Raw genomic sequence first — 22442 nt, 5'->3', positions numbered from 1 at the left:
GGACTGTCCGCCAGGCCATTGGCCGGGGACAGTCCCTCTTGAATTATCATCTCTTGTTAACGGATGGAGACTTGATAATGGGATAGCCAATAGTTCACCTGAGTTAGATAGGCGAATAGTTGCGGCCCAGACATCAGTTGGCCGAACCAGGGGAGGTTGCTGGATGCCTCTGGTGATGCGGCGATAGAGCGTATTTTGTCCGCATCAATCAGTGGGAGAATCGGCGATGCTGGATTATCGAGAATTTCGAGCATTTGTCCTTTCACTTTGGCTAAATAGTCGGGATGATGCGTTTTCGGATAGGGGCTCTTTTTGCGGTAGAGAACATCCTCAGGGAGAAAGCCTTCAAGCGCTTTGCGCAGGATACCTTTCTCGCGACCGCCAACGGTCTTAATCTCCCACGGAATATTCCATACGTATTGGACGAGTCGATGGTCACAGAAGGGGACCCTGACCTCGAGTCCGGCGCCCATGCTCATCCGATCCTTGCGGTCCAGCAATGTAGGCATGAATCGGGTGATGTTAAGATATGACATCATTCTCATACGAGCTTGATCTTCGTTTTCCCGTTTAAATGGGGAACTTCAGATACAGCTTGGCTGTATCTATCTGCTACGTACTGCTCAGGGCGAATCCAGTCTCTAATTTCTGGGGACAACAGGCTTGAGCGCAGATTCGTAGCTATTGACCAGGGGAAAGTACCGGACTCCAGTAATTCTTTACGGTGGAACCAGGGGTATCCCCCAAACACCTCATCGGCAGCTTCACCGGAAATTGCTACGGTCGCTCCCTTTTTGATCTCTCTGCAGAATAAGAGCAGTGAAGCGTCGACATCGGCCATACCGGGGAGGTCACGGGCAAGAGTGGAGTCCGTTAGAGCGTCAACGAGTTCTGGAGTATCGAAGGTAATCCAGTGATGCTCGGTTCCAAGCTCATCAACCATCCGTTTGATCCATGGGGCATCGGCTCCGGGCTGGAAGCTGTGGGCCTTGAAGTATTGATCATTCCCTTCATAATCAACCGAATAAGTATGCATTTGGCCTTGGCCGCTTCTGCGATAATAATCGACGGCTAGCGCGGTCAGAGCGCTGGAGTCGAGCCCTCCGGATAGAAGGGTGCAGACAGGAACATCGGAGATAAGCTGACGATCCATCGTGTCCTGCAGTAGCGTACGAACATGAGCTGCTGTTTCCTCCACGTTGTGCTCATGAGTCTGGGCCTCAAGCTTCCAATATGCGAAGCTTCGTAGTCCCGATCGGTTGAATATCATAACCTGTCCGGGCAGCAATTCTTTGATGTCTCGGTAAACCCCATGTCCAGGTGTTCGGGCCGGGCCGATAACGAATATTTCTGCTAGGCCTTCGGGGCCGACTGAAGCTTCTACTTTCGGATGCTGGAGTAAGGCCTTTGGTTCGGAACCGAAAACAAGGGTATCCCCTGCTTCGCTATAGAAGAGAGGTTTGACACCGAGTCGATCCCGGGCAAAAAATATATGTTCCCGAACGCTGTCCCATATTGCAAAAGCGAATATTCCGTTAAGACGTTGTACAGCTTCAGGTCCCCATTCAATATAGGCTTGGAGCAGAACCTCAGTGTCGCAGTTAGTTCTGAATTGGCGCCCTCGTTGCCGTAGTTCTTCTTTAAGCTCAGGAGCATTGTAAATTTCACCGTTATATACAATGGTAAAGACTGCTTGTTCCTCTTGAATGGTCATCGGTTGAGCCCCGTTCTCAGGGTCCATGACACTTAGGCGACGATGACCAAAGGCGCAAGGACCGGAAATCCAAGTACCTTGTGCATCAGGTCCTCTTGTCTCGAGGCAGGATGTCATGGATAGAACAAGATCCAGTTCTCTGCTCAGATCCCGGTTCCATTCGATAAAGCCGGCAATTCCACACATTTATGGTTTCTCCTCTCTATGATGGCTTCCGTTCCCGTTCGTTCGTTGGCCGGGCGAAAAGTAATAACACATTATGCCGGAAGTAGGCATAAAATGTCTGTCCATTACGGAAAACTATGACTAAATTAGATGACCAGGCCTGGAGGGAGCGGAATAAATGGAGAAAAAGACGTATTATGTGTCTGTACATGGGCGTTCGGTGCTTGATGATCCACAGGTGACTTCTTATGAATGGGTGATCATGGCGGCCCCGGAGGAGGTTGATTCGATCAGCCATAAGCTGGAGTTACTCGGTGAGAAGAAGAGAGCACCTTCCTCGCCTATACGTACCCATGGCCGGACAGCCCAGAGGATACGGTCAATAGCAGCTATCAGAGTGTACTTGATGATTTATACCGTGAAATTTACCGACTTGGTACGGAGGAGACTAGACAGTTACTACAGCGTATAGGATATGAGAATTAAGGCTTCTGAGAGGATAAGTGGGAAAATGTACTATATAAAAGATGCCAAGGTCAGACGGTTAACTGAAATAGATGGGATGATGTGTGTAGAAATCATAGTGAGCCCAGGAGAGGTAGATGCCCCCGAGCTGTTAGTATATATGGCCCGTTCTTTCGGGAACCAAGGTGGCGAACAATATGAGATCGTCAGAATGCTGCGTAGTGAAGCTAGTCTGGAGACGGATTGGTTCAATAATGATATGCACCAAGCTTGCGGTGTCATTACTGAGGATCAGTTCGGAGATGAGGGATGGCCCGAGCCCGCAGTGCAACGGGAGCAGTTCAAACAGTTATTGCTTGGATATATAGGTATTTCCGAGAGCTTGAAGGAGAAGTTCTCTTCCAGTCCCAACCCCCATAATATGTAATTAAACGTAAAATAAAACCTCTTGAAAAAAAAGCTAGATGCGATATAATTAATAACGCATTCTTTTTTTGTCCCAGTAGCTCAGCAGGATAGAGCAACGGCCTTCTAAGCCGTCGGTCAGGGGTTCGAATCCCTTCTGGGACGTATGGAAAAAGACCAGTTCATTTGAACTGGTCTTTTTCCATACGTTCTTTGGGGTGAGAACCCCTAGGGGATCGTCGAAGTGAGCCCAACTGCGCCAGCAAGTGAGGGCGAACGGAGTCTCGCGCTGGAGCGCGAGTATCCCTTCTGGGACGTATAGTAAAAAGCTCTCCATAGTGGAGAGCTTTTTTGCGTCCTATGGAATGAGAACCCCTTAATACCCTTTATAACAAGGATATTGAGGGGTTTTAAGTTTTATTTAGGCTAGTTAAGGAGAAGTATAAGCGATTTCAGAGGTGAATAGGTGTTTACAAAGAACAGGTAGACATTTATAATTGAAGAAAATAACCTTTATTTATACGGTAAAAGGAGATTATCTCCTAAGTTGATTATGTATTGAGATCAAGATAAAGAAAAAAACGATATAAGGAGAGTTGAGCTATGCTGCATCCAATCATTCAAGCTCTAAAGGGGGGCTTATTGTGTCTTGTCAGGCCCTCGAGGGTGAGCCTTTCTATGGAAGTGAATATATGGCACGCTTTGCTCTAGCGGCTGAAATGGGTAATGCGGTGGGGATTAGAGCGAATACGCCTCAGGATATCAGTGCCATCAAGAAGGTGACAAATTTACCGCTTATCGGTCTATGGAAGGAAGAATATAACGGGTTTGACGTTTACATAACCCCTACTTTACGAGAAATCGAAGGTGTAATTGCGGCCGGAGCTGATATTGTAGCCTTGGACGCCACTCTGCGTGCAAGGCCGGACGGTAAGAATCTAACAGATTTAGTGAAGGAGATCAGAGAGAAGCATCAAGTACTATTGATGGCAGACGTATCGACCGTCGAAGAAGGGGAAGCAGCTGAAAGTATGGGATTCGATCTAATCTCTACTACTTTATCTGGTTATACGGAGTATAGTCCACAAAGTGAAGAACCGGATATACAATTGGTTGCTGATCTAAGCCGGAGTGTCAGTATTCCTGTTTTGGCTGAGGGAAAGATTTACAGCCCTGAACAGGCTTCACAGTGTCTTCAATCAGGGGCGTACGCCGTTGTGATTGGAGGAGCCATCACTAGACCGCAATTAATTACAAAGAAGTTTACTGATGCGCTACGATAGTAATAGATCTATTTGTGAACCGATAGAGATGGAGGTCTGAATGAATGAGGCATACCGAAGAAGTGGCCATCGGTTTGGATATTGGCGGTACGAACATCAAATCAGGGATTGTAAATGCCAACGGGGAAGTTATTCACCATTTGAATCTTCCTACAAAGGCCCATGAAGGCGGAGAGGCATTATTAAGCCGAATTACCGAAATTACGGAGGAAATGAAGCAGTACTCGGACAGCAGAGGATGGAAAGTAACGGGTGTCGGCATTGGAACGGCTGGTCAAGTTAATAGCCGGACAGGTATCGTTATGGGAGCCACGGACAATTTGCCGGGATGGTCTGGAATGGAGCTTGGCAACTGGCTGCAATCCATGACAGGCTTGTCTGTATTGGTTGATAACGATGCCAATGCGATGGCATTCGGGGAAGCATGGGTAGGAGCCGGCAGACAATGGAAGGATTTCATCTGTATTACCTTAGGTACTGGAGTAGGTGGCTGTCTGATTATCGATCACCGGCGATATCCGGGGCGTGACGGGTTCGCTGGAGAAATAGGCCATCATGTTATTCAATTTGACGGATACCCATGCAATTGTGGAAGAACAGGCTGTTGGGAGCAGTATGCTTCTGCTACAGGCTTGATGAAATTAGTGAGGGAAGTTGGGGCAGATCTCGCGGAAGTTCATAAACCGGAAAATGTATTTGTCCTCGCACAGAACGGGAATGAGGCGGCCATTCATGTCCTGGAGCAATACAGTAGGTATATTGCGGTAGGGCTGGCGAACATGGTCCATATGTTTAATCCGGAAGGAATCGTGATAGGAGGAGCCATTACCGGGCAAGGGGATTTCTTACTGAATCCGGTTCGTAGTCAACTATCGCAGCAATTGCTCCCCGTTTTTAGGGAGAGAGCAGAGGAGATTGGAGTTGTTGCGGCATCCTTGGGGATAATGGTGGTGTTGTTGGGGCTGTAGCAGGTTATTTTATTTAAAGAGGTTGTTTAAAAAGTCCCCCTTTGATAAGCCCTAGCTCATCCAACCTTCTCGGTGCTGAAAGTCTGACTTTTTAGACATGAACTTAAAATGATATAAAAGAAGAAGCTCTCCAGTGAATGGAGAGCTTCTTCTTTATCTGACTTTAGGCATTTAAACCACGCTGATGCACCTGTTCTTTGGAAGAACGGCTGCGATATAGGCTTGGAAGCCGGAACAATACCAGAATATAAAATTCAACAAGTGCAATGCCTGCGAAGGCATCGGCAACGACATGCTGCTTGATAAGCAGTGTTGAAGCGATGATAGTTAAGGACATGGCGCTAATGAGAGCCACATTTACGCGGTTGCGGGCCGGACTAGTCCAGATCAGTCGCATTACCATATAACTCGAGAAACAATGAATGCTTGGAAAACAGTTGTATGGCAGATCGCGATTGTATATATATTTTACAATTAGACTGAATGGGTCATTCCCGGTTACAGTTGGCCGGGGCACAGTAGTCTGAAACATCAGGTAGATAACATAGCAAGACAAGGCAGAGACCGTGTACAGTAATAAGGATCTATAATACGACTTACGGTCCTTGAAGAAGAAATATACAATACATACATAAATGAAGAATATCCAGACTCCATAAGGAAGTGCGAAATACTTAATGAATGGCGTCGCCTGATCGAATGAGGTGCCAAGATAGTAGACATGCCCCTTCGGGCGATTTACAAGTTTGTACAGAGCGCCGAGCACTGGAAAAATAAGCATAAGCAACAAGGGAAGCCAGCCTCTCCAATTCTCTGGGAGCCGCTCAATTAACTTATTCACGTCATCAAAGCCTTTCTGTAGGATAGTATGAGTTAGAAAGCATGCTATCTATTGTACATCGCTCCGTTATTTACTTCAACCCTTTTATTAGGCAAAAATTGTAAAATAGACCTTGAGAAATTAAAAAGACCCTTGGAGTCCTCCAAAGGTCGGATGTGCTGATATATGGAGCGGGTGAAGGGAATCGAACCCTCGCCTCAAGCTTGGGAAGCTGGCATTCTACCATTGAACTACACCCGCATCAATGAGCATTATTAATTATAATGCTATGCAGCGGTAAGATCAAGAGGTCTGATGATCATAAATTTATACTGCGATCATGATGAAACCTATGAGTGATAGCAAAATGCCACCAACGCGCTGAGTCATTAGCGCAGCGCGGCTAGGATCCATGTCCCTGTACCTCCATCCGTAAGACAGGTACCAGATCGGGCCTGGGAAGATAACAGATATCGCCCCTAAGATGACGCATAAAACCGCAATGAGCACAGTCATATTTTCTCCACCTTTTCGGTGTTGTTAGATCGGCACTATATCCATATCATATTCACAACACCTCAGGTGTTCGCTTAATTGCGTTATTATTTCATTTCTTCAGACAGACTCAGGAGCTTATTAACCGTTTTCCAATTCCGCACGGTGGAGGGGGAGCTTAATTTCTGAATCTGTACGGCTAATTTGGAGTTGCGGACGCTATCCGAGAATAAAAGGTAAATGTCCCGGCCGAGGACATTGTATTGCTCCTGATCCGTTTCATATTTGCTTAATCGCTCTAAATCCTGATCCATCGGCATGTCCATTAAAAATGCAACATAAAGACTTTCCGTATCTGAAGCAGCATCCGCCGCAGCGATTTGCTCCTTTGTAAAAGGGCATTTTGCGGCTACGGCTTGCAGTTCTTGTTCGGTTCTCAAAACGACGCTTATCGGAAATCCGAACGCTGTTTCGATTTGCTGTTCTATATGTTGCCTTAGCTTGGCTTCCGTCTCATCGGATTCAAACAGAACGTTCCCGCTCTGGATATAGGTCTGGACTTGCTTCAGACCCGATTCTGTAAGGATTCGCTTTAAATCGTCCATTTTAATTTTGTTCTTACCGCCAACATTGATCCCTCTTAATAATGCAATGTAAATAGCCATCCTATACCTCTCTTCCGCTGGTTCGCCCTAATTATTCAATAAATTTCCATACTGCTATTATAACCGATAGATCACAGATGATCGAAGTGCATCTTTTTATGTAACGGATTAACGGTTCTTCAGGTAAAGAGGTTATTTTCACCTTCCTTCGGATACGATAAACACTAGTTTTGATATAATTAAAAGCACGGATAACCATTCGTTCGGACGAGTTGATTGTTTTAAAGGCAGTAGGTAAGAAAAATGTTAATGCTTTTAAAGAAGCTCTTGAAGCAGAAGGCGAAAATCAGGAGAAGCTCTGGGTAAGTTATTTACCGGATCAATATGAAAAGGTGAAGAACCGGATCATTAACAGATCGGTCCATATGTCGTACTCATCATCGCGAATAATGCGGAGGCGGTTGAGAAGACCTTCGAGGATACTCTTATGAATAATGAGTAGAGTCAATGGTCCGGCATGCCACCGGATGAGCGGCTTTAGTTGGCGACATGAACAATCCTTTGCTGGAATCAAAGGGTTGTTTTATTTTTGATGACCGTTGGACTCCTTTCTTGAATAAAAAATGGAAATCATAGAGAATAGATAGAGAATTGGACGTGACTTAATAAGGGAGTGGAGTAGTGGAACGCATATCAATTCTGGTCGCCGATGACGAAGTAGAGATTGCTGATTTGGTCTCGATCCATTTGGAGAAGGAAGGCTACCATGTCATCAAAGCCTATAATGGACATGAAGCGATGCAGGTCATCCAATCGCAGCAGATCGATCTACTTATCTTGGATATTATGATGCCGAAGATGGATGGGTACGATGTAACACGCCAAATACGTGAAGAATACAACATGCCGATCATTTTCCTCAGTGCAAGAACATCTGACTTCGATAAAGTTCATGGTCTTGTAATCGGAGCCGATGATTATATGACGAAACCATTCACTCCGATCGAGCTGGTGGCCCGTGTGAACGCGCAACTGCGAAGATATACTAAGCTGAACCAACCTAGAGCAGAGCAGTCTACGGTAATTGAATTCGGTGGGCTAGTGATCTCTGTCGATCACCGGACCGTGACATTATATGGTGAGGATATCGTCGTGACGCCGAAGGAGTTCGATATTTTGTATTTGCTAGCCAGTCATCCGAAAAAAGTGTTCAGTGTGGAGAATATTTTTGAGCAAGTGTGGGGTGAAGCTTATTTCGAAGGCAGTAATACCGTGATGGTTCATATCCGTACCTTGCGCAAGAAGCTGAAGGAAGATAAGCAAAAGGATAAATGGATAAAAACGGTATGGGGGGTAGGGTATTCGTTCAATGGCTAGAATCACACAAAGCTTCCGTTCAAAGATGCTGATGTTGTTTGGGGCAAGTATGGGATTGTCTGGTGCTATTACTTATACCGTTTATAAGATCCTGCAGAGCTATTACCGCAATAATGTGCGTCTTGAGGATTCAATGGCATATTACCGAAAAGTGATCAAAAGTATTGGAGATGTAAACTTCTTCCTTATCTTGTTTATCCCGCTCTCTATTCTATTCTTCTATTTGCTCTCGAAGCCATATTCTATTTATTTTAAGCGAATCTCTGAGGGGATTAATCATCTTGCCCGCGGTGATTTCAAACAGCAGGTGCAGATTCCATCAAAGGATGAATTCGGAGCGATTGCGGAGGATATTAATCTGGCTAGTATGCAGCTCAGACAAGCTGTGGAGAGAGGGGATTTTTCAGAGAGCAGTAAGGATCAGTTGGTGGTTAATTTGGCGCATGATTTGCGGACGCCGCTGACCTCCGTTCTGGGCTACCTCGATTTGCTTCTAAGGGATGAACAATTGACCCGGGAACAAGTGAGTCATTATCTTACGATCGCCTTCAACAAATCCCAGCGACTGGAGAAGCTGATCGATGAACTGTTCGAAATAACGAGAATGAATTATGGCATGCTGCAGCTCAAGAAGACGAAGATCAATATAAGTGAACTGCTTATTCAGCTGAGTGAGGAATTGTATCCGGTATTTGAGAAGAATAACTTGAAGGTTCGCATGAATATAGTCTCGGCGCTATCCATGACCGGTGATGGAGATCTACTGGCTCGTGTATTTGAGAATCTCCTGACCAATGCGATTCGTTATGGAACAGATGGGCAATTCGTTGATATTAACGGGTATATAGAGAATGAGGAAATCATTGTACAAGTTGTCAATTACGGAGATAGTATCCACCTGAGGATCTACCTTATCTCTTTGACATGTTCTTTAATGGAGATAAGGCACGATCACATCAAGAGGACAGCAAAGGACTCGGCCTGTTTATTGCCAAAAATATTGTGGAACAGCATCAGGGATCAATTACTGCGGAGAGCAGCTTGATCAGAACCGTATTCGAGGTACGCTTTCCGCAAGAGGGTGAAAAAGCCGAGTAACTACGGATAATGCGGAAAATTTAAGAAATATTTTAAGAATACCCTACTCTTTATTTTATTAGTTTTCTCTATTCTTAATGGGCAAGCAGATTTCAAGGAGGAAGCTGGGGAATGAAGAAGAGGGTATTTGTCGTGCTATTTATGCTGGGGTTATGCTATTTACTTATTAAAATAGAGCCTTTTTTGCAGGAAGATGTGAAGATCAAAAGTCTTAGGCTGTCTAATAATTCCGATACGTCTCAACATAAGGCATCCCAGACAACGAGGAAAATACATGTTGAGAACAGCGATATATATCAAGGCAACTTGTTGCTGGTTAACAAACAATTCACAGTACAACAAGAGAGTGTAAGAACAGATATTGTCAATTTATTCGATCACCAGAATCTGATGCAGGGTTACGGAGTGCTAGATAACAACATTCGCCTATCTGAAGAGGTAGCGCAGAAGTTTATGGATATGGTCGCGGCTGCGAACAAGGACGGAGTCAAAGGCTTTCTAATCAGCAGTGGTTATCGGGATTTCAAGCAGCAAAACGCTCTATATGAAGAGATGGGCTCGGAATATGCACTGCCAGCAGGGAACAGCGAGCATAATTTAGGACTATCGCTTGATGTAGGATCAACCCAATCGAAGATGTCAGAAGCTCCTGAAGGGCGGTGGATCGAGAAGAACGCCTGGAAGTACGGCTTCGTTTTACGCTATCCGAAGGACAAGATCGATATTACCGGGATAAAGTACGAACCTTGGCATATCCGTTATGTCGGCTTACCTCATAGCGCGATTATGCATGAGCGGAATTATGTGCTGGAGGAGTATTTAAGTTATTTGCAGGAGGAGAGGGAGATCTCGGTCAAAGTTAAAGGAAAAGTTTATACAATATCGTATTATCCGGCTTCTCAAACTCCAGCTATTGAAGTTCCAATAAACCTGGCAATATGAAATTTCTGGTGATAATACCGGGGGATAATTGTGACTGTGTATGATTGATAGATAGATACAAGCCATACCGTCCCGCACCTGCGTTGTAGATGTGGGATAGATCATTTTCTTCTCGGAGGAAGAATCATGTTTGTAATAAATTTAGTTATAAAATCATTGTGCGGATTTATCGCTATTTTACCTATGGTATTGATTTTTCAGTTTGTGATACTGAAAAGCAAAAAGAATAATAACAAGACTTCTGTGGCCTATACGATAATGACTTATTTGTTTTGCTTCTTTTTGGCAGGAATGCTATCTGTGACCGGAATCCCATCTGTATTGTATTCAAAAGTGTTTATAAACCTGAATTTAATTCCATTCAGAGATATTACATTTAATTTTATTCAGTATATAGAAAATATAATTCTTTTCATTCCTTTTGGTTTGTTTCTACCCTTGCTATGGAAAAAATTCGAAAATCCATATATAACATGGACGAGTGGCCTACTAATGTCTCTAGCGATTGAGGTATCTCAACTATTTAACTATCGTGCAACAGATATTGATGATTTATTGATGAATACCCTCGGGACAATAATCGGGTATTTGGGCTTCGTAGTATTAAAAGAAGCATGTCCCCAATTAACCGTTATTTTCCGCAAGGACGATAATTGGAAAAGTGGCAGAGAAGCATACGTTTATATTTTTATTTCATGGATAGCCATGTTTTTTTATCCAACCTTATATTGAAAATTGGGTATTTAGTTAACCCATTTCTTTGCCTGTCAAAATGAGAGAAGCATCTAGATAAGCTTGCTTCAAATTATTTTAAATAGAAGAAATTAAAAATTAAGCAGTCCTCACCGTTTCCACACATTTTCTGGGTAAAGTAACATTTATCAGAATATGAAAGTGGTGGATCAGAAGGATGATTCAGAAATTTAAAATATGGCTGGCAGTCGGAGCGATCAGCATCGTGGCGGTGGGCTGCGCAAAGTCTGGTGCTACGGAAACCGCAGGCAGACCTACAGCTAGCCCATCAAGCCCGCTAACTCTAACAAGAGAAACGCTCGTTGTCGATGGTAAGGAATACACAATTATGGCAAAAGCGAGTAACCTGCAGGTGTCTGCGGGTAAGACACTTCCGGTATGGACCTTTAACAATTCCGTACCAGGTCCACAAATTCGTGTGAAGGTCGGCGACACCGTTAAGATTAAATTGCAGAATGAACTTGAGGAACCCGTCTCTATCCACTGGCACGGTTATCCTGTGCCGAACGGGATGGATGGAATCCCTGGAGTTACGCAGGATGCAGTCGTACCTGGTAAAAGCTTCACATATGAGTTCAAGGCAACAATCCCAGGTACATATTGGTACCATTCACATCAAGATAGCGTTAATCAACTGGATAAAGGGCTCTATGGTTCACTGATTGTGGAGGGTCCAGATGAAGACTATGATCGTGATTATACCCTTGTGCTTGATGAGTGGATGAGTGCTGGCAGCATGGATATGGGCAGCGATGCGAACCATGCGGATACTACGAAGAATGGCGGTATGAACGGCATGGATCATGGGAATATGGACATGAGTGATATGGAGGGAATGGACCACAGCCAGATGGATATGGGGGACATGGGCGGAATGGGGCATGACATGAGCATGTATGACCTCTATACCATCAATGGTAAGACAGGCGACGCGATCGATAAGCTGACCGTCAAAGAAGGTGAGAAGGTTCGAATCCGCCTGATTAATGCCGGTTATTTAACACATACGATGCATTTACATGGTCATGAGTTCAAGATCGTCTCCTCTGATGGACAACCAGTTAACAGTCCAGCCGTCATTACAGATCAAGGGATAGCTATCGCTCCGGGAGAGAGGTATGATCTCGAATTTACAGCGAACAATCCGGGGAATTGGCTACTGGAGGAGCATGGCAGTGAAGCTCGTGTACAGAATATGAAGGCCGTTATTGCTTATGAAGGCGCTGAGAATAAACAGATAGATGTATCGAATGCTTCTGAGGTATTGCCGCAATTCGATCTGCTTAAATACGGCAAACAAGCCGAGACACGCTTTTCGATAGGTCAATCCTTCGATCAGGAAGTTCTACTGAATTTGAACACGGCGATGAAGGGTGGAGAGATGGTCTATACGATTAACGGCAAAGTATTTCCCGACACAGATCCGATCCGGGTCGATAAAGGAGAGAAGGTCAAGGTCACTTTTATGAACCACTCCACAAAAGACGATCACCCCATGCATTTGCATGGCCACTTCTTTCAAGTGTTGAGCAAGAATGGACAGCCGCTTGATGGGTCGCCTGTAATTAAGGATACTCTTAATGTAAAGCCGGGTGAAAAATATGATGTGGCCTTCGAGGCAGACAATCCAGGGGATTGGATGTTCCACTGTCATGATCTCCATCATGCCTCTGCAGGGATGGTTACCGACGTTAAATATAACGGTTATCAGAGTGGCTACACGCCTGATCCCAATGTGGACAATATGCCGGAATAACTTGTTATACAGAACGCCGCTTGCACCTAAGGTGCGAGCGGCTTTTTTCGGACATTGCGGGATAAGTCAAATTCTTTCGGCGGGTTGAGAGCCGTTTCTGAAACATGCTTTAATAGAACTAGAAGAGTATTTCATGTTGGAGAAAGGGAGAAGGAAACATATGCCCAGGCTTGAATTTGAACCTCATGATTATTCCGTCAGCTTTCAGGCTGAGAAAATAAATCTGCTTGCAAAAGAGTACGCGCTTTTACTGTTCCTGTACCAGAATCGGGGTCAGGTCTTCACTCGGGAGCAACTGCTCGATCAAGTGTGGCCGATGGAATACCCTGGGGAACGTACGGTGGATGATCATGTGTATCGGCTTCGTAAAAAATTGAAGCTATGGAGTGGGATGGTGCAGCTTAGCACGGTTAGAGGGCTGGGATATAGTCTTACTCTGCAAGCAACGAAAGACATGTCGATTCCGTCTCTGACGGATAGCGGAGTGAAGAAGCAAGTCGGGGAGCTGCTGGACACCTACCTGAGGCTGGGGCAGAGTCAATCGATGCTAGCCCTCGTCAATCAGCAGGAGCTGCTTGGGGTGAGTATCGATTCCATGCATTATATGTTCCTGAGATTTGTACGGGCAGATCTGGACTGGTTTCTAGAGAGTGATAGGGGAGATCGAGATAAATTATATTGGCTACTTAATTTTTATTGCGCTTTTTACATAGAGCCTGAAAAATGCCTGGACTTCTATGAACGGACTATCGAACTGGAGATTTTACCGTTTGAGCAACATCGGGAATTGAAAATATTAAACATTCTTGGTTTATATGCAAGCAATGGACGTGTTGAAGAAGATCTGCGGCGTGTGCAGGAAGCTTATCAAGTTGTTGAGAGGGCAAGCGGTGAGCTGGAAATATTTAAGATCCATATAGCAATATCAGAAATGCAGATTCATCTACTTGCAGGACATATAGCGGAAGCGGAACGCTGCTCCTTGCAGATTGAGGAGATGCTGGTTCAGACTCCTTATTTGCGGGAGATCGGCGCTTATCATAGCATGAAGGGCAGATTGCTACTCCTACAGGATCGGCGACAGGAGGCAGTATCGGCTTTGGAATACGCCTTGAAAGCTAGTGAGACGGCACATAATGTCCCGCTGCTTGTTCGCTTGATCGTAGGTATGCTTCACTTTCTGCAGACGGCGTATACCGATACTAAACTGCTGGCTATGTTCCAGGCACGATATAATGAATTGGAGAGGACATATAAACTTGCAGCCCATAAGCAGCCCATCGAACAGATGATCGAGCGGATTTTGGGCCCTGTCTGATATTCCTCTGATATTTCTCCGTTAGAGTGGATTCAATTCATAATAGTGGAGGAATATTTATGTCTACAACTGCATTTGTTCCAACGAGGCCCCAGATCTCTGTCTGGCGCAATCGGATCTTTACGAAAATGTACATGGCTTATGCAATTTCATCATTTGGTGATTGGTTCGATGCTTTTGCCATCGAGATTCTAGTAGCATTTCGTTGGCGTGCAGATCCGATGATGATCGCCTTGATCCCAGTGATGATCGCTCTTCCCGGGATTCTATTTGGATCATTCGCCGGCGTGATCGCCGACAGGTGGAAGAAGGTCAAGCTTATGATGCTGGCTGATTTGGCCGAGACACTGCTTACCATATCGTTGCTCTTCGCCCCTGGAATGTATTGGCTGTTGCCTTTGCTTGCACTGCGGGCCACCATGGGTGTGTTCCGAGTTCCAGCACATCAAGCGTTAACACACCAGGTTGTCAGAGAGGATCAACTGCTAAAGGCTACTTCATACAATGGGCTTGTAAATCAATTCTCTAAAATTGTCGGGCCTCTTCTGGGGCAGTAGCTTTAACGTTGATCTCTCCGCAGTTATGCATTCTGGTGAATGCCGTCACACGTTTTGCTTCCTGCACTCTGCTGTTTACATTGCGGCATATTGATCAAAATACGATGGATGAGAAGCAGAGAGAATCTGAAGCGGTGGATCATGAGGAAGCTAAGATGGGATTTGTTCTCCTATGGAAGCAGGGGTGGGCAGCGCTCGTTCAGAACCGGATATTATTCAGCAGCTTTATTGTTAATATGATCGTGATGCTAATCATTTTGATGATCGATTTTCAATTTCCGACCCTGTACCGGGAGATCGCTCCCCATAACGAGTCTTTGCTTGGCTGGATGCTGGCGGCTACCGGAGTCGGAGCGTTCATTACTATTTTACTGCTGAACCGGCTTGGGACAGTAAGATATGGGTTTGGCATCGGGGAGGAGCCGCGCTGATCGGAGCCGCTCTAGCAAGCATGGGGTTGCTAACAGTAGGATCGCAAGAGATATGGAGTATTCTTCTGGGCTTTGTGATCGGAATCGGTAACGGGCTCTGTATAGTCACTTATAATTATCTTCTACAGAAAGAATCACCCGAGGGAATGACAGGCCGAATCTTTGGAATCCAAAATATGTCCACCAGCACATTGATGATTGGTGCGCCATTAATCGGAGGCTTACTGATTCATGGTATGGGGGTAAGCAAGGTGTTCTTCTGGCTTGGGATATTAGTCTTAATCATTGGCATTGTATGCCTAGCCATGCAGCATGTTTTATGGCCGGTAAGGCCTCAGTCTATACATCCGAAGGAGTTGGGGGAGACCTCTAGCATATAAAATTTGCTGCACGAAGGTTATTCAAGGCTTAGGGGGGCGTCTGCCCCTTGCTTCATTTTTATAGTAAGAACTTATACAGCCATGATAACTTCATTAGCGGATATGAGATCCACTTTTTGAATAAAGGGATGTCTCTTGAAGGGATTTGCGGATTCTCAGAGTATCCGTTCTGTTTGTCATATATGAGAGAGGCATTCTGGTAAGCGCTCATGTGGTCTTCGAGCCGATCATGGAACTGCTGCCCGTGGATAACGAGCATAACCTCGGTATTAATGTAAGTACTCCTTAGATCCAGATTGTAGGAGCCAACCAACGATAGATCATCGTCGATCAAATAGGACTTTCCGTGTAGGGAATGTTCGCCTTGATACTCGTAGATTTCATCAAAAGTAGCTGTCAGATTAGGCCGTAAGGCCAGGTAGCTAGAATAAGCAAGTACATTTGGTGAAGAAGCCTGCGAATTCGTTAGCAGACTGAACTGATCCAAATTTTCACCAACCTGTCGTAAGGTATTCTCCATCGACCGATTCAGAACGGTGTAAGGGCTTTGAATGATGACTTTATGGTTGGCGTTCCGCATTAGCTCACTGAGTTGATACCATAGAAGAGGCTCTTTTTTCTGAGTGTGGCTCGGGTTGTGAATGAAACTGATTTTTGCTGTAGGTACGGTGACTTTATCTGGATTTATTTGTTCGGATACGAGATAAGGCTTCTTATCCACGAAAGATTGATATTTCTCGACCAATCGTTCGGTTTGTGTCAGTCCCGCAGCGGCCTGAGCAGGTGATAATCTACGATATTTATGCTTGGATGTATTCAATCCCCATATTTCCTCAAAGTACTGATTAACTTGTTGGATGACACTTTGAGCTGAATGGGATGTTCCAGCCGCTGTATTGTACACAAGCACGTCGCGGTCCAGACTGAATGACTTGTCATATCCTTCTGTTTCAAAATATTTGTCTCCGATATTGCGCCCACCAAGTAAAACAAACTTATCATCGACAATGATGTACTTATCGTGCAACCTTCCATTAAAAGTCCATGGTTTAAGTAGGTGGATGGGATTATAAAATTTCAATTCCACATTCGGGTTCTGGGCCAGCGCATAAGCAGTCGTCTTGGCTTGTCTTGTTAAATGATGAGCAACCCCATCGATCAGAAAGCGGACTTTGACTCCCCGGTTCGCGGCATCGAGTAGAGCACCGAAGAAGACTTGGGTACTGTCGCCCAATGAGTCGAGTAATACGATACATCCAGGCTGCTACGAGCAGAATGGATTATACCGATGCGCGCCTCCAGTCCTACTTCTCCCATCTCCATAATTCCCGCTCTGTCCACGGAAGAGACGTCAGTCCCGTAAAAGGTGGCAGGCTCAAAGTTATTTTTAAATTGCTGATTCACATCTGGAAAAAAAGCATATGGAATGAGGCCGAATGCAGCTATATAGATCAAATACAGTGTCAGACCGATCAGACCGTATTTCAGTGTCCGCCGCTGCCAGATTTTCTTTTGCATACTATCGCTGCCTTTCTTTTTGATTCTCTGGATCGTAATTTTCAGCATTAAATACTTCTAATGAAACTACAGAACGTTATTTACTCAAAAACAGCAGTAAATGAAAGTTAACGAAACTACAGAACGTTATTCGGGAGAAATATGGGCTTTTAGCTACGAATTTTCCCCAATAGCGATCCCCAGTTTCGTTACAAATTTGGAGCGGCTTTTTTAGCGCAAATAACGATATGGTGTTTCGTTAGAGATGTTCCATGTAGTTTAGTTATACTTCAGATTGGAAGCTACTATTCTGTCCCGAACACTAACGTCGCGGATTGAATCATGTTTGTTCTTCCAGGCTTGATTTGGTTTACAGAGGGGAATTCAAATCCGAAATGAAGCTTATGTTAAGGTAATACGAAGAAACTGAAAAAGGGTCCAGAAGGTTTACTCCGACGAACCCCTTCCCATCCCAAAGGACGCAAAAAAGTCCAGTTCATATGAACTGGACTTTTTTACGTCCCAGAAGGGATTCGAACCCCTGACCGACGGCTTAGAAGGCCGTTGCTCTATCCTGCTGAGCTACTGGGACAAATCAAAGCAAGCAAAAAGTATCATAACATATTGAGGAGGAGTTAGGCAATACTAGATTTTGAACTGGCTCCTACGGCCACATTTTTGCCCTACACAAAGTCTATGCTATAATTTCAAATAAATTGCTTCGGAAGAAGGGGGCTGCTGCTATTAACAACTTACGGCCCGATGAAAAGGATAATCTTTTTTTATTCCCCAAAACTTTAGATTTTTATCAAATTGAGCTGACAAGGATGCTTGAACGGGAGCAGTATAAAGAGGCGGCTAACCTCCTTCGCTTTTTATTGCAATGTCAGGGATTGGACCAGAAAAATTATGATGAATGGCAGGCACTCCTGGATTGGCTTATTGGTGCTTTCCCGGTTTGCAGGATGAATCGCTAGAGGATAATGAATTTGATCTGTCAGATGAGGCCGAAGAAGAAATGGCCAGACAGCATGTTCGGTCCAAAGCAGCCGAGGATAAGGAGTATGCCGCCAAGCTGCTTCAGACAGTAACGGATCAACCTTTGTCGGAACAGACTTTTCTGGCATTAGATCAGCTCTCTTATTTGGAGTCATCTGATGTGGATGAAGTTCTCGTTCAATGGCTTGGACGCCAGAAATTACATCCATTACTACAATACAGAGTTCTGCAAACTTTGCGTCGGAGAGGCCAGACTGGGCATGTTACATTTCTGCGCTCAGGAGAGCGGGTAGATATCGATATTGAATCCGTTCCTCTAAGACAGGAGGATTTTCCGCCCTCGGTCCAGAGTATTTTGGAGCGGGTTGGAGAACAGACGCAAGTTCATGATCCAACACTCTTTTATTTCGCCCAAGAGCTGTGGTTTCAGTTCGTGATGGCCATATACGGGACCGTAGATTACCGATCTATGCTGGTAGAAGAGGATGATATCATCGATATTTGGGCGGCTGCCCTGCATCAGATCGTATCAGATACCTTGCCGGGTGGTCATAATGATGAAGAGATTCGAGCTTTGTATGGAATAACCGATCATTTAAGACTGCGCTTTGAACAGGCGTATCGTTCGATGCGTCAGTTTACCAGTTCCGGTCTAAAATAAGACAAGGCATAGTAAGGCGTAGTGGCGATCTCTCCCAGTCTTTTGCAGGCTCTTGTAAAAAGATACATTGTTGTTTATAATGGAATGGTTATTCTGAACGTGGAATAAGGACAGCTATACTGGAACCTTGATAGCTGCTTTATCGCGATTCGGTTTCAGTACTTTAGTATATATGAATTTTGGAGGGGAAGGCATAAATGAAAGCAACTTGGGAGAAAATAGAAAAAAACCTCGGCGTTCTCGAGGTTGAAGTTGAGGCAGAACGCGTAGCCTCTGCATTGGATAAAGCTTTTCAAAAAGTAGTGAAGAAGATCAACGTTCCTGGTTTCCGTAAAGGTAAAGTACCTCGGGGGATCTTTGAATCTCGTTTTGGTGTAGAGAGCTTGTACCAAGATGCAATCGATATCTTGCTTCCAGAAGTTTACACAGAAGCGATCGATGAGACTAACATTTTCCCAGTAGATCGTCCAGAAGTAGACGTAGAACAATTTGTTAAGGGACAACCTTTCAAATTCAAAGCAAAAGTAACGGTTAAACCTGAAGTTACTCTTGGCGACTACAAAGGAGTCGAAGTTGCAGCGATCAACGTTGAAGTTAGCGAAGAAGAACTCAACGAAGAACTTACTCGTATGCAAGAGCGTCATGCTGAATTGGTTGTTATCGATGAAGAAGCAGCACAAAATGGTGATGTTACTGTAATCGACTTCGAAGGTTCCGTTGATGGCGTACCTTTCGAGGGCGGCAAAGGCGAGCGCTATTCGCTTGAGCTTGGAAGCAACTCGTTCATTCCTGGTTTTGAAGATCAAGTTGTCGGTATGGCAACAGGCGACTTCAAAGACGTAACAGTTACTTTCCCTGAGACTTATCATGCAGAAGAGCTTGCTGGTAAGGAAGCAGTATTCAAAGTGAAAGTACATGAAATCAAACGCAAGCAACTGCCTGAACTTGACGATGAATTCGCTAAAGACGTTAGTGAATTTGATACGCTTGACGAGTACAAGGAAGATTTGAAGAAACAAATCGTCGCTCGTAAAGAGAACGAAGGCAAAGCGGCTCGTGAAGCAGCGGTTGTAGAAGCTGTTGGAGCTAACGCTGAAGTTGAAATTCCTGAAGCTATGGTACAAACAGAAGTACAAAACATGGTTCGCGATTTCGACAACCGTCTTCGCGCTCAAGGTATGAACCTTGACTTGTTCTTGAACTTCTCCGGCCAAACGATTGAAGATCTGCAAGGACAAATGAAAGCTGACGCTGAGAAACGCGTTCGCAACAATCTTGTTCTTGAGCAAATTGCTAAGGCTGAGAAAGTTGAAGCAACTGAAGAAGAAATCACTAAAGAACTTGCGGACATGGCTGATGCTTACAAGCGTTCTCCAGAAGAGATCCGTAACATTCTTGCAGCAAACGGTGCTTTGAGCAGCTTGAAAGAAGAAGTACTCTTGCGCAAGACGATTGAATTCCTTCTTGCTAACAGCAAGGAAGTTCCTGCTGAGCAACTGGCTGCAAAGTCCGAAGCTAAAGAAGAAGCAACCCAAGGCGAATAATATTCCCTTGCAGCATCTAGATACAACGGCGATGATCGCCGTAACATAACACTGTAACCTTTAAATGTTAAGGCACGTATATTAAATGCGTGCCTTAATTTTTCAACTTTTTGTAATACATTTATTTCCAATCGTTTTCGGACGAGCTCGAGGGTATATATTCTCTTTCTGAGGTCATAGACTGTATCGTGTGAAAAATGACATAGACCTTTGAACGTGATAAAATACTTGGTGAGAGCAGCAAAGAAATTGAAAAGAAATGAGGTTGGTCGCATGAGTCTGGTTCCAATGGTCGTTGAACAAACAAATCGGGGTGAACGGTCTTACGATATTTACTCAAGACTGCTCAAAGATCGCATCATTTTTCTAAGCAGCGCGATAGATGATGATGTTGCCAATCTCGTGATTGCCCAATTGCTGTTTTTAGCAGCAGAAGATCCTGAGAAAGACATCCATTTGTACATTAACTCGCCTGGCGGATCAGTTACAGCCGGAATGGGTATATATGATACAATGCAATATATCAAGCCTGACGTCTCCACGATCTGTGTGGGAATGGCTGCAAGCATGGGGTCTTTATTGCTTACAGCAGGCGCGCCTGGCAAGCGTTTCGCGCTGCCGAACAGCGAGGTTATGATTCATCAGCCTCTTGGAGGAGTTCGAGGGCAGGCGGCTGATATCAAAATACATGCTGACTGGATTATTAAGACCAGAGAGAAGTTGAATCAGATCTATGTAGATCGCACGGGTCAACCCCTGGATAAAATTCAGCGCGACACAGACCGCGATTTCTTCATGAGCGCGGAAGAAGCGAAGGCTTACGGGATTATTGATAAGGTGATTTATCAGGCCCACTAAACATTAAAGGGGTGTTTACATGTTTAAATTCAACGACGAGAAAGGGCAACTGAAATGTTCGTTCTGCGGTAAGTCGCAGGATCAGGTTCGCAAACTTGTCGCCGGACCTGGCGTTTATATATGTGATGAATGTATTGAACTTTGCACGGAGATCGTTGAGGAGGAATTGGGACACGAAGAGGAACTAGACCTCAAAGAAATCCCAAAACCGAGAGAGATTCGTGAAATTCTCGATCAATATGTCATTGGTCAAGAGCAAGCGAAGAAATCTCTGTCAGTTGCAGTATATAATCACTACAAGCGTGTAAATACACAGAGTAAGATTGATGATGTTGAACTGCAGAAGAGTAATATTCTACTTCTGGGACCTACCGGTTCCGGTAAAACACTGCTGGCACAGACAATGGCTAAAATCTTGAATGTACCGTTTGCCATTGCAGACGCTACTTCATTGACCGAAGCTGGTTATGTTGGCGAAGATGTAGAGAATATTCTGCTCAAGCTGATTCAAGCTGCTGATTATGATGTGGAGAAGGCGGAACGTGGAATTATTTATATCGATGAGATCGATAAAGTAGCTCGTAAATCCGAGAATCCTTCTATTACTCGTGATGTATCCGGTGAAGGTGTGCAGCAAGCGCTTCTGAAAATTCTTGAAGGTACGGTCGCTTCTGTTCCACCACAAGGTGGACGCAAGCATCCACATCAGGAATTCATCCAGATTGATACAACGAATATCCTGTTCATTTGCGGCGGTGCCTTCGACGGCCTCGAGCAAATGATCAAGCGCCGGATCGGCAAGAAGGTCATTGGCTTTAATGCAACTAGTGAAGGCCAGAAGGATCTTAAGCCGGGTGAATATCTGGGCATGGTTCTTCCAGAGGATTTGCTCAAATTCGGTTTGATTCCTGAGTTTGTCGGTCGTCTGCCAGTGATTTCGACGTTGGAGCCGCTTGATGAGAGTTCCTTGGTTCGTATTTTGTCTGAACCGAAGAACGCACTGGTGAAGCAATATCAGAAGATGCTGGAGCTTGATAACGTGAATTTACGTTTTGAGCCTAAGGCATTGGAAGCAATTGCGCGTGAAGCTATCAAACGGAATACCGGTGCACGTGGACTTCGGGCAATTATCGAGGGTATTATGCTGGATGTAATGTACGAAGTTCCATCCAGAGAAGATATCGAGGATTGCGTTATCACCGAGCAGGTCGTTGAAGAGAAGACGATGCCTGAACTCGGAGCGAAGAAGAGCAAGAAGCAAGAAGAGAGCGCATAAGTAAAAATAATACAGCGTGTTACGCTGCTAAATAAATGTCAATCCCTCCACCTTTGTATTTGGCGCAGTCTTTTT

The 22442-nt window shown here is 44.7% G+C and carries 20 protein-coding genes, 3 tRNA genes and 4 pseudogenes; 19 read left to right on the top strand and 8 right to left on the bottom strand.

Going from position 1 to position 22442, the window contains the following annotated elements; all coding sequences use genetic code 11:
- Nucleotides 1-56 precede the first annotated feature (56 nt).
- A pseudogene (asnB, locus tag RE628_RS23245) lies at nt 57-1900 on the bottom strand (asparagine synthase (glutamine-hydrolyzing)).
- A 157-nt stretch (nt 1901-2057) separates the two neighbouring features.
- Here asnB and RE628_RS23240 point away from each other — a divergent pair.
- From RE628_RS23240 to RE628_RS23220, 5 genes are all read left to right on the top strand, one after another.
- On the top strand, nt 2058-2351 hold the full coding sequence (locus RE628_RS23240) for a hypothetical protein (protein WP_309155382.1): 294 nt from the start codon (nt 2058-2060) through the stop codon (nt 2349-2351).
- A 39-nt stretch (nt 2352-2390) separates the two neighbouring features.
- Nucleotides 2391-2771 (top strand): hypothetical protein, encoded by a 381-nt coding sequence (locus RE628_RS23235; protein ID WP_309155380.1) that lies wholly within the window; start codon nt 2391-2393, stop codon nt 2769-2771.
- 69 nt (nt 2772-2840) lie between these two features.
- Nucleotides 2841-2914 (top strand) — tRNA-Arg (locus RE628_RS23230).
- Nucleotides 2915-3345: 431 nt separating this feature from the next.
- The gene (locus RE628_RS23225; protein ID WP_309155378.1) at nt 3346-4032 is read left to right on the top strand and encodes an N-acetylmannosamine-6-phosphate 2-epimerase; all 687 of its coding nucleotides are present in this window, start codon (nt 3346-3348) and stop codon (nt 4030-4032) included.
- Nucleotides 4033-4076: 44 nt separating this feature from the next.
- Complete coding sequence (locus tag RE628_RS23220) at nt 4077-5000, top strand: ROK family protein (RefSeq protein WP_309155374.1); 924 nt, start codon at nt 4077-4079, stop codon at nt 4998-5000.
- Between the two features lie 163 nt (nt 5001-5163).
- Here the strand turns inward: RE628_RS23220 and RE628_RS23215 are convergent, their stop codons facing one another.
- From RE628_RS23215 to RE628_RS23200, 4 genes are all read right to left on the bottom strand, one after another.
- Nucleotides 5164-5841, bottom strand: a complete 678-nt coding sequence (locus RE628_RS23215) for a phosphatase PAP2 family protein (RefSeq protein WP_309155371.1) — start codon at nt 5839-5841, stop codon at nt 5164-5166.
- 166 nt (nt 5842-6007) lie between these two features.
- A tRNA-Gly gene (locus RE628_RS23210) sits at nt 6008-6081 on the bottom strand.
- Nucleotides 6082-6147: 66 nt separating this feature from the next.
- Complete coding sequence (locus RE628_RS23205; RefSeq protein ID WP_309155367.1) at nt 6148-6336, bottom strand: DUF6199 family natural product biosynthesis protein; 189 nt, start codon at nt 6334-6336, stop codon at nt 6148-6150.
- Between the two features lie 86 nt (nt 6337-6422).
- A complete protein-coding gene (locus RE628_RS23200) occupies nt 6423-6980 on the bottom strand; it encodes a DUF1697 domain-containing protein (protein WP_309155363.1) in 558 nt (185 codons plus the stop codon).
- Between the two features lie 191 nt (nt 6981-7171).
- Between RE628_RS23200 and RE628_RS29815 the strand changes: the two genes are divergently transcribed.
- The 10 genes and pseudogenes from RE628_RS29815 (at nt 7172) to RE628_RS23155 (ending at nt 15532) form a co-directional block, all read left to right on the top strand.
- Complete coding sequence (locus RE628_RS29815) at nt 7172-7411, top strand: DUF4358 domain-containing protein (protein WP_375143132.1); 240 nt, start codon at nt 7172-7174, stop codon at nt 7409-7411.
- Nucleotides 7412-7601: 190 nt separating this feature from the next.
- On the top strand, nt 7602-8297 hold the full coding sequence (locus RE628_RS23195) for a response regulator transcription factor (RefSeq protein ID WP_309155361.1): 696 nt from the start codon (nt 7602-7604) through the stop codon (nt 8295-8297).
- Nucleotides 8290-9395 (top strand): annotated as a pseudogene (locus RE628_RS23190) (ATP-binding protein). Before RE628_RS23195 ends, RE628_RS23190 begins: the two are co-directional and overlap by 8 nt.
- 111 nt (nt 9396-9506) lie before the next feature.
- Nucleotides 9507-10385, top strand: a pseudogene (gene vanY / locus RE628_RS23185) (VanY-A/VanY-F/VanY-M family D-Ala-D-Ala carboxypeptidase).
- 78 nt (nt 10386-10463) lie between these two features.
- The gene (locus RE628_RS23180) at nt 10464-11069 is read left to right on the top strand and encodes a VanZ family protein (RefSeq protein ID WP_309155358.1); all 606 of its coding nucleotides are present in this window, start codon (nt 10464-10466) and stop codon (nt 11067-11069) included.
- 178 nt (nt 11070-11247) lie between these two features.
- Nucleotides 11248-12846, top strand: coding sequence for a multicopper oxidase family protein (locus tag RE628_RS23175; protein WP_309155356.1), 1599 nt, complete (start codon nt 11248-11250; stop codon nt 12844-12846).
- A 160-nt stretch (nt 12847-13006) separates the two neighbouring features.
- Nucleotides 13007-14164 carry a winged helix-turn-helix domain-containing protein gene (locus tag RE628_RS23170; RefSeq protein ID WP_309155353.1) on the top strand — a complete coding sequence of 386 codons (1158 nt, stop codon included), beginning with the start codon at nt 13007-13009 and terminating at the stop codon, nt 14162-14164.
- A 59-nt stretch (nt 14165-14223) separates the two neighbouring features.
- Complete coding sequence (locus RE628_RS23165) at nt 14224-14721, top strand: MFS transporter (RefSeq protein WP_309155351.1); 498 nt, start codon at nt 14224-14226, stop codon at nt 14719-14721.
- A gap of 8 nt (nt 14722-14729) precedes the next feature.
- On the top strand, nt 14730-15152 hold the full coding sequence (locus RE628_RS23160; RefSeq protein WP_309155349.1) for an MFS transporter: 423 nt from the start codon (nt 14730-14732) through the stop codon (nt 15150-15152).
- 20 nt (nt 15153-15172) lie between these two features.
- On the top strand, nt 15173-15532 hold the full coding sequence (locus RE628_RS23155; protein ID WP_309155347.1) for an MFS transporter: 360 nt from the start codon (nt 15173-15175) through the stop codon (nt 15530-15532).
- A 58-nt stretch (nt 15533-15590) separates the two neighbouring features.
- Here the strand turns inward: RE628_RS23155 and RE628_RS23150 are convergent, their stop codons facing one another.
- The 3 genes from RE628_RS23150 to RE628_RS23140 form a co-directional block, all read right to left on the bottom strand.
- Complete coding sequence (locus tag RE628_RS23150) at nt 15591-16766, bottom strand: phospholipase D-like domain-containing protein (RefSeq protein ID WP_309155345.1); 1176 nt, start codon at nt 16764-16766, stop codon at nt 15591-15593.
- Nucleotides 16691-17098, bottom strand: coding sequence for a hypothetical protein (locus RE628_RS23145; RefSeq protein WP_309155343.1), 408 nt, complete (start codon nt 17096-17098; stop codon nt 16691-16693). Before RE628_RS23145 ends, RE628_RS23150 begins: the two co-directional genes overlap by 76 nt.
- A gap of 449 nt (nt 17099-17547) precedes the next feature.
- A tRNA-Arg gene (locus RE628_RS23140) sits at nt 17548-17621 on the bottom strand.
- A gap of 235 nt (nt 17622-17856) precedes the next feature.
- Between RE628_RS23140 and RE628_RS23135 the strand changes: the two are divergent.
- From RE628_RS23135 to clpX, 4 genes and pseudogenes are all read left to right on the top strand, one after another.
- Nucleotides 17857-18689: pseudogene (locus RE628_RS23135) on the top strand (hypothetical protein).
- Between the two features lie 197 nt (nt 18690-18886).
- The gene (gene tig, locus RE628_RS23130) at nt 18887-20233 is read left to right on the top strand and encodes a trigger factor (protein ID WP_309155340.1); all 1347 of its coding nucleotides are present in this window, start codon (nt 18887-18889) and stop codon (nt 20231-20233) included.
- 273 nt (nt 20234-20506) lie between these two features.
- Nucleotides 20507-21091 (top strand): ATP-dependent Clp endopeptidase proteolytic subunit ClpP, encoded by a 585-nt coding sequence (gene clpP / locus RE628_RS23125; protein WP_309155338.1) that lies wholly within the window; start codon nt 20507-20509, stop codon nt 21089-21091.
- A gap of 19 nt (nt 21092-21110) precedes the next feature.
- The gene (gene clpX, locus RE628_RS23120; protein WP_309155335.1) at nt 21111-22367 is read left to right on the top strand and encodes an ATP-dependent protease ATP-binding subunit ClpX; all 1257 of its coding nucleotides are present in this window, start codon (nt 21111-21113) and stop codon (nt 22365-22367) included.
- The last annotated feature ends 75 nt before the right edge of the window (nt 22368-22442 follow it).

The sequence above is a fragment of the Paenibacillus sp. D2_2 genome, from assembly GCF_031199965.1.
GTDB lineage: Bacteria > Bacillota > Bacilli > Paenibacillales > Paenibacillaceae > Fontibacillus.
The sequence above is the reverse complement of the archived record's forward strand: the minus strand, read 5'-3'. Positions and strand labels throughout refer to the sequence as shown.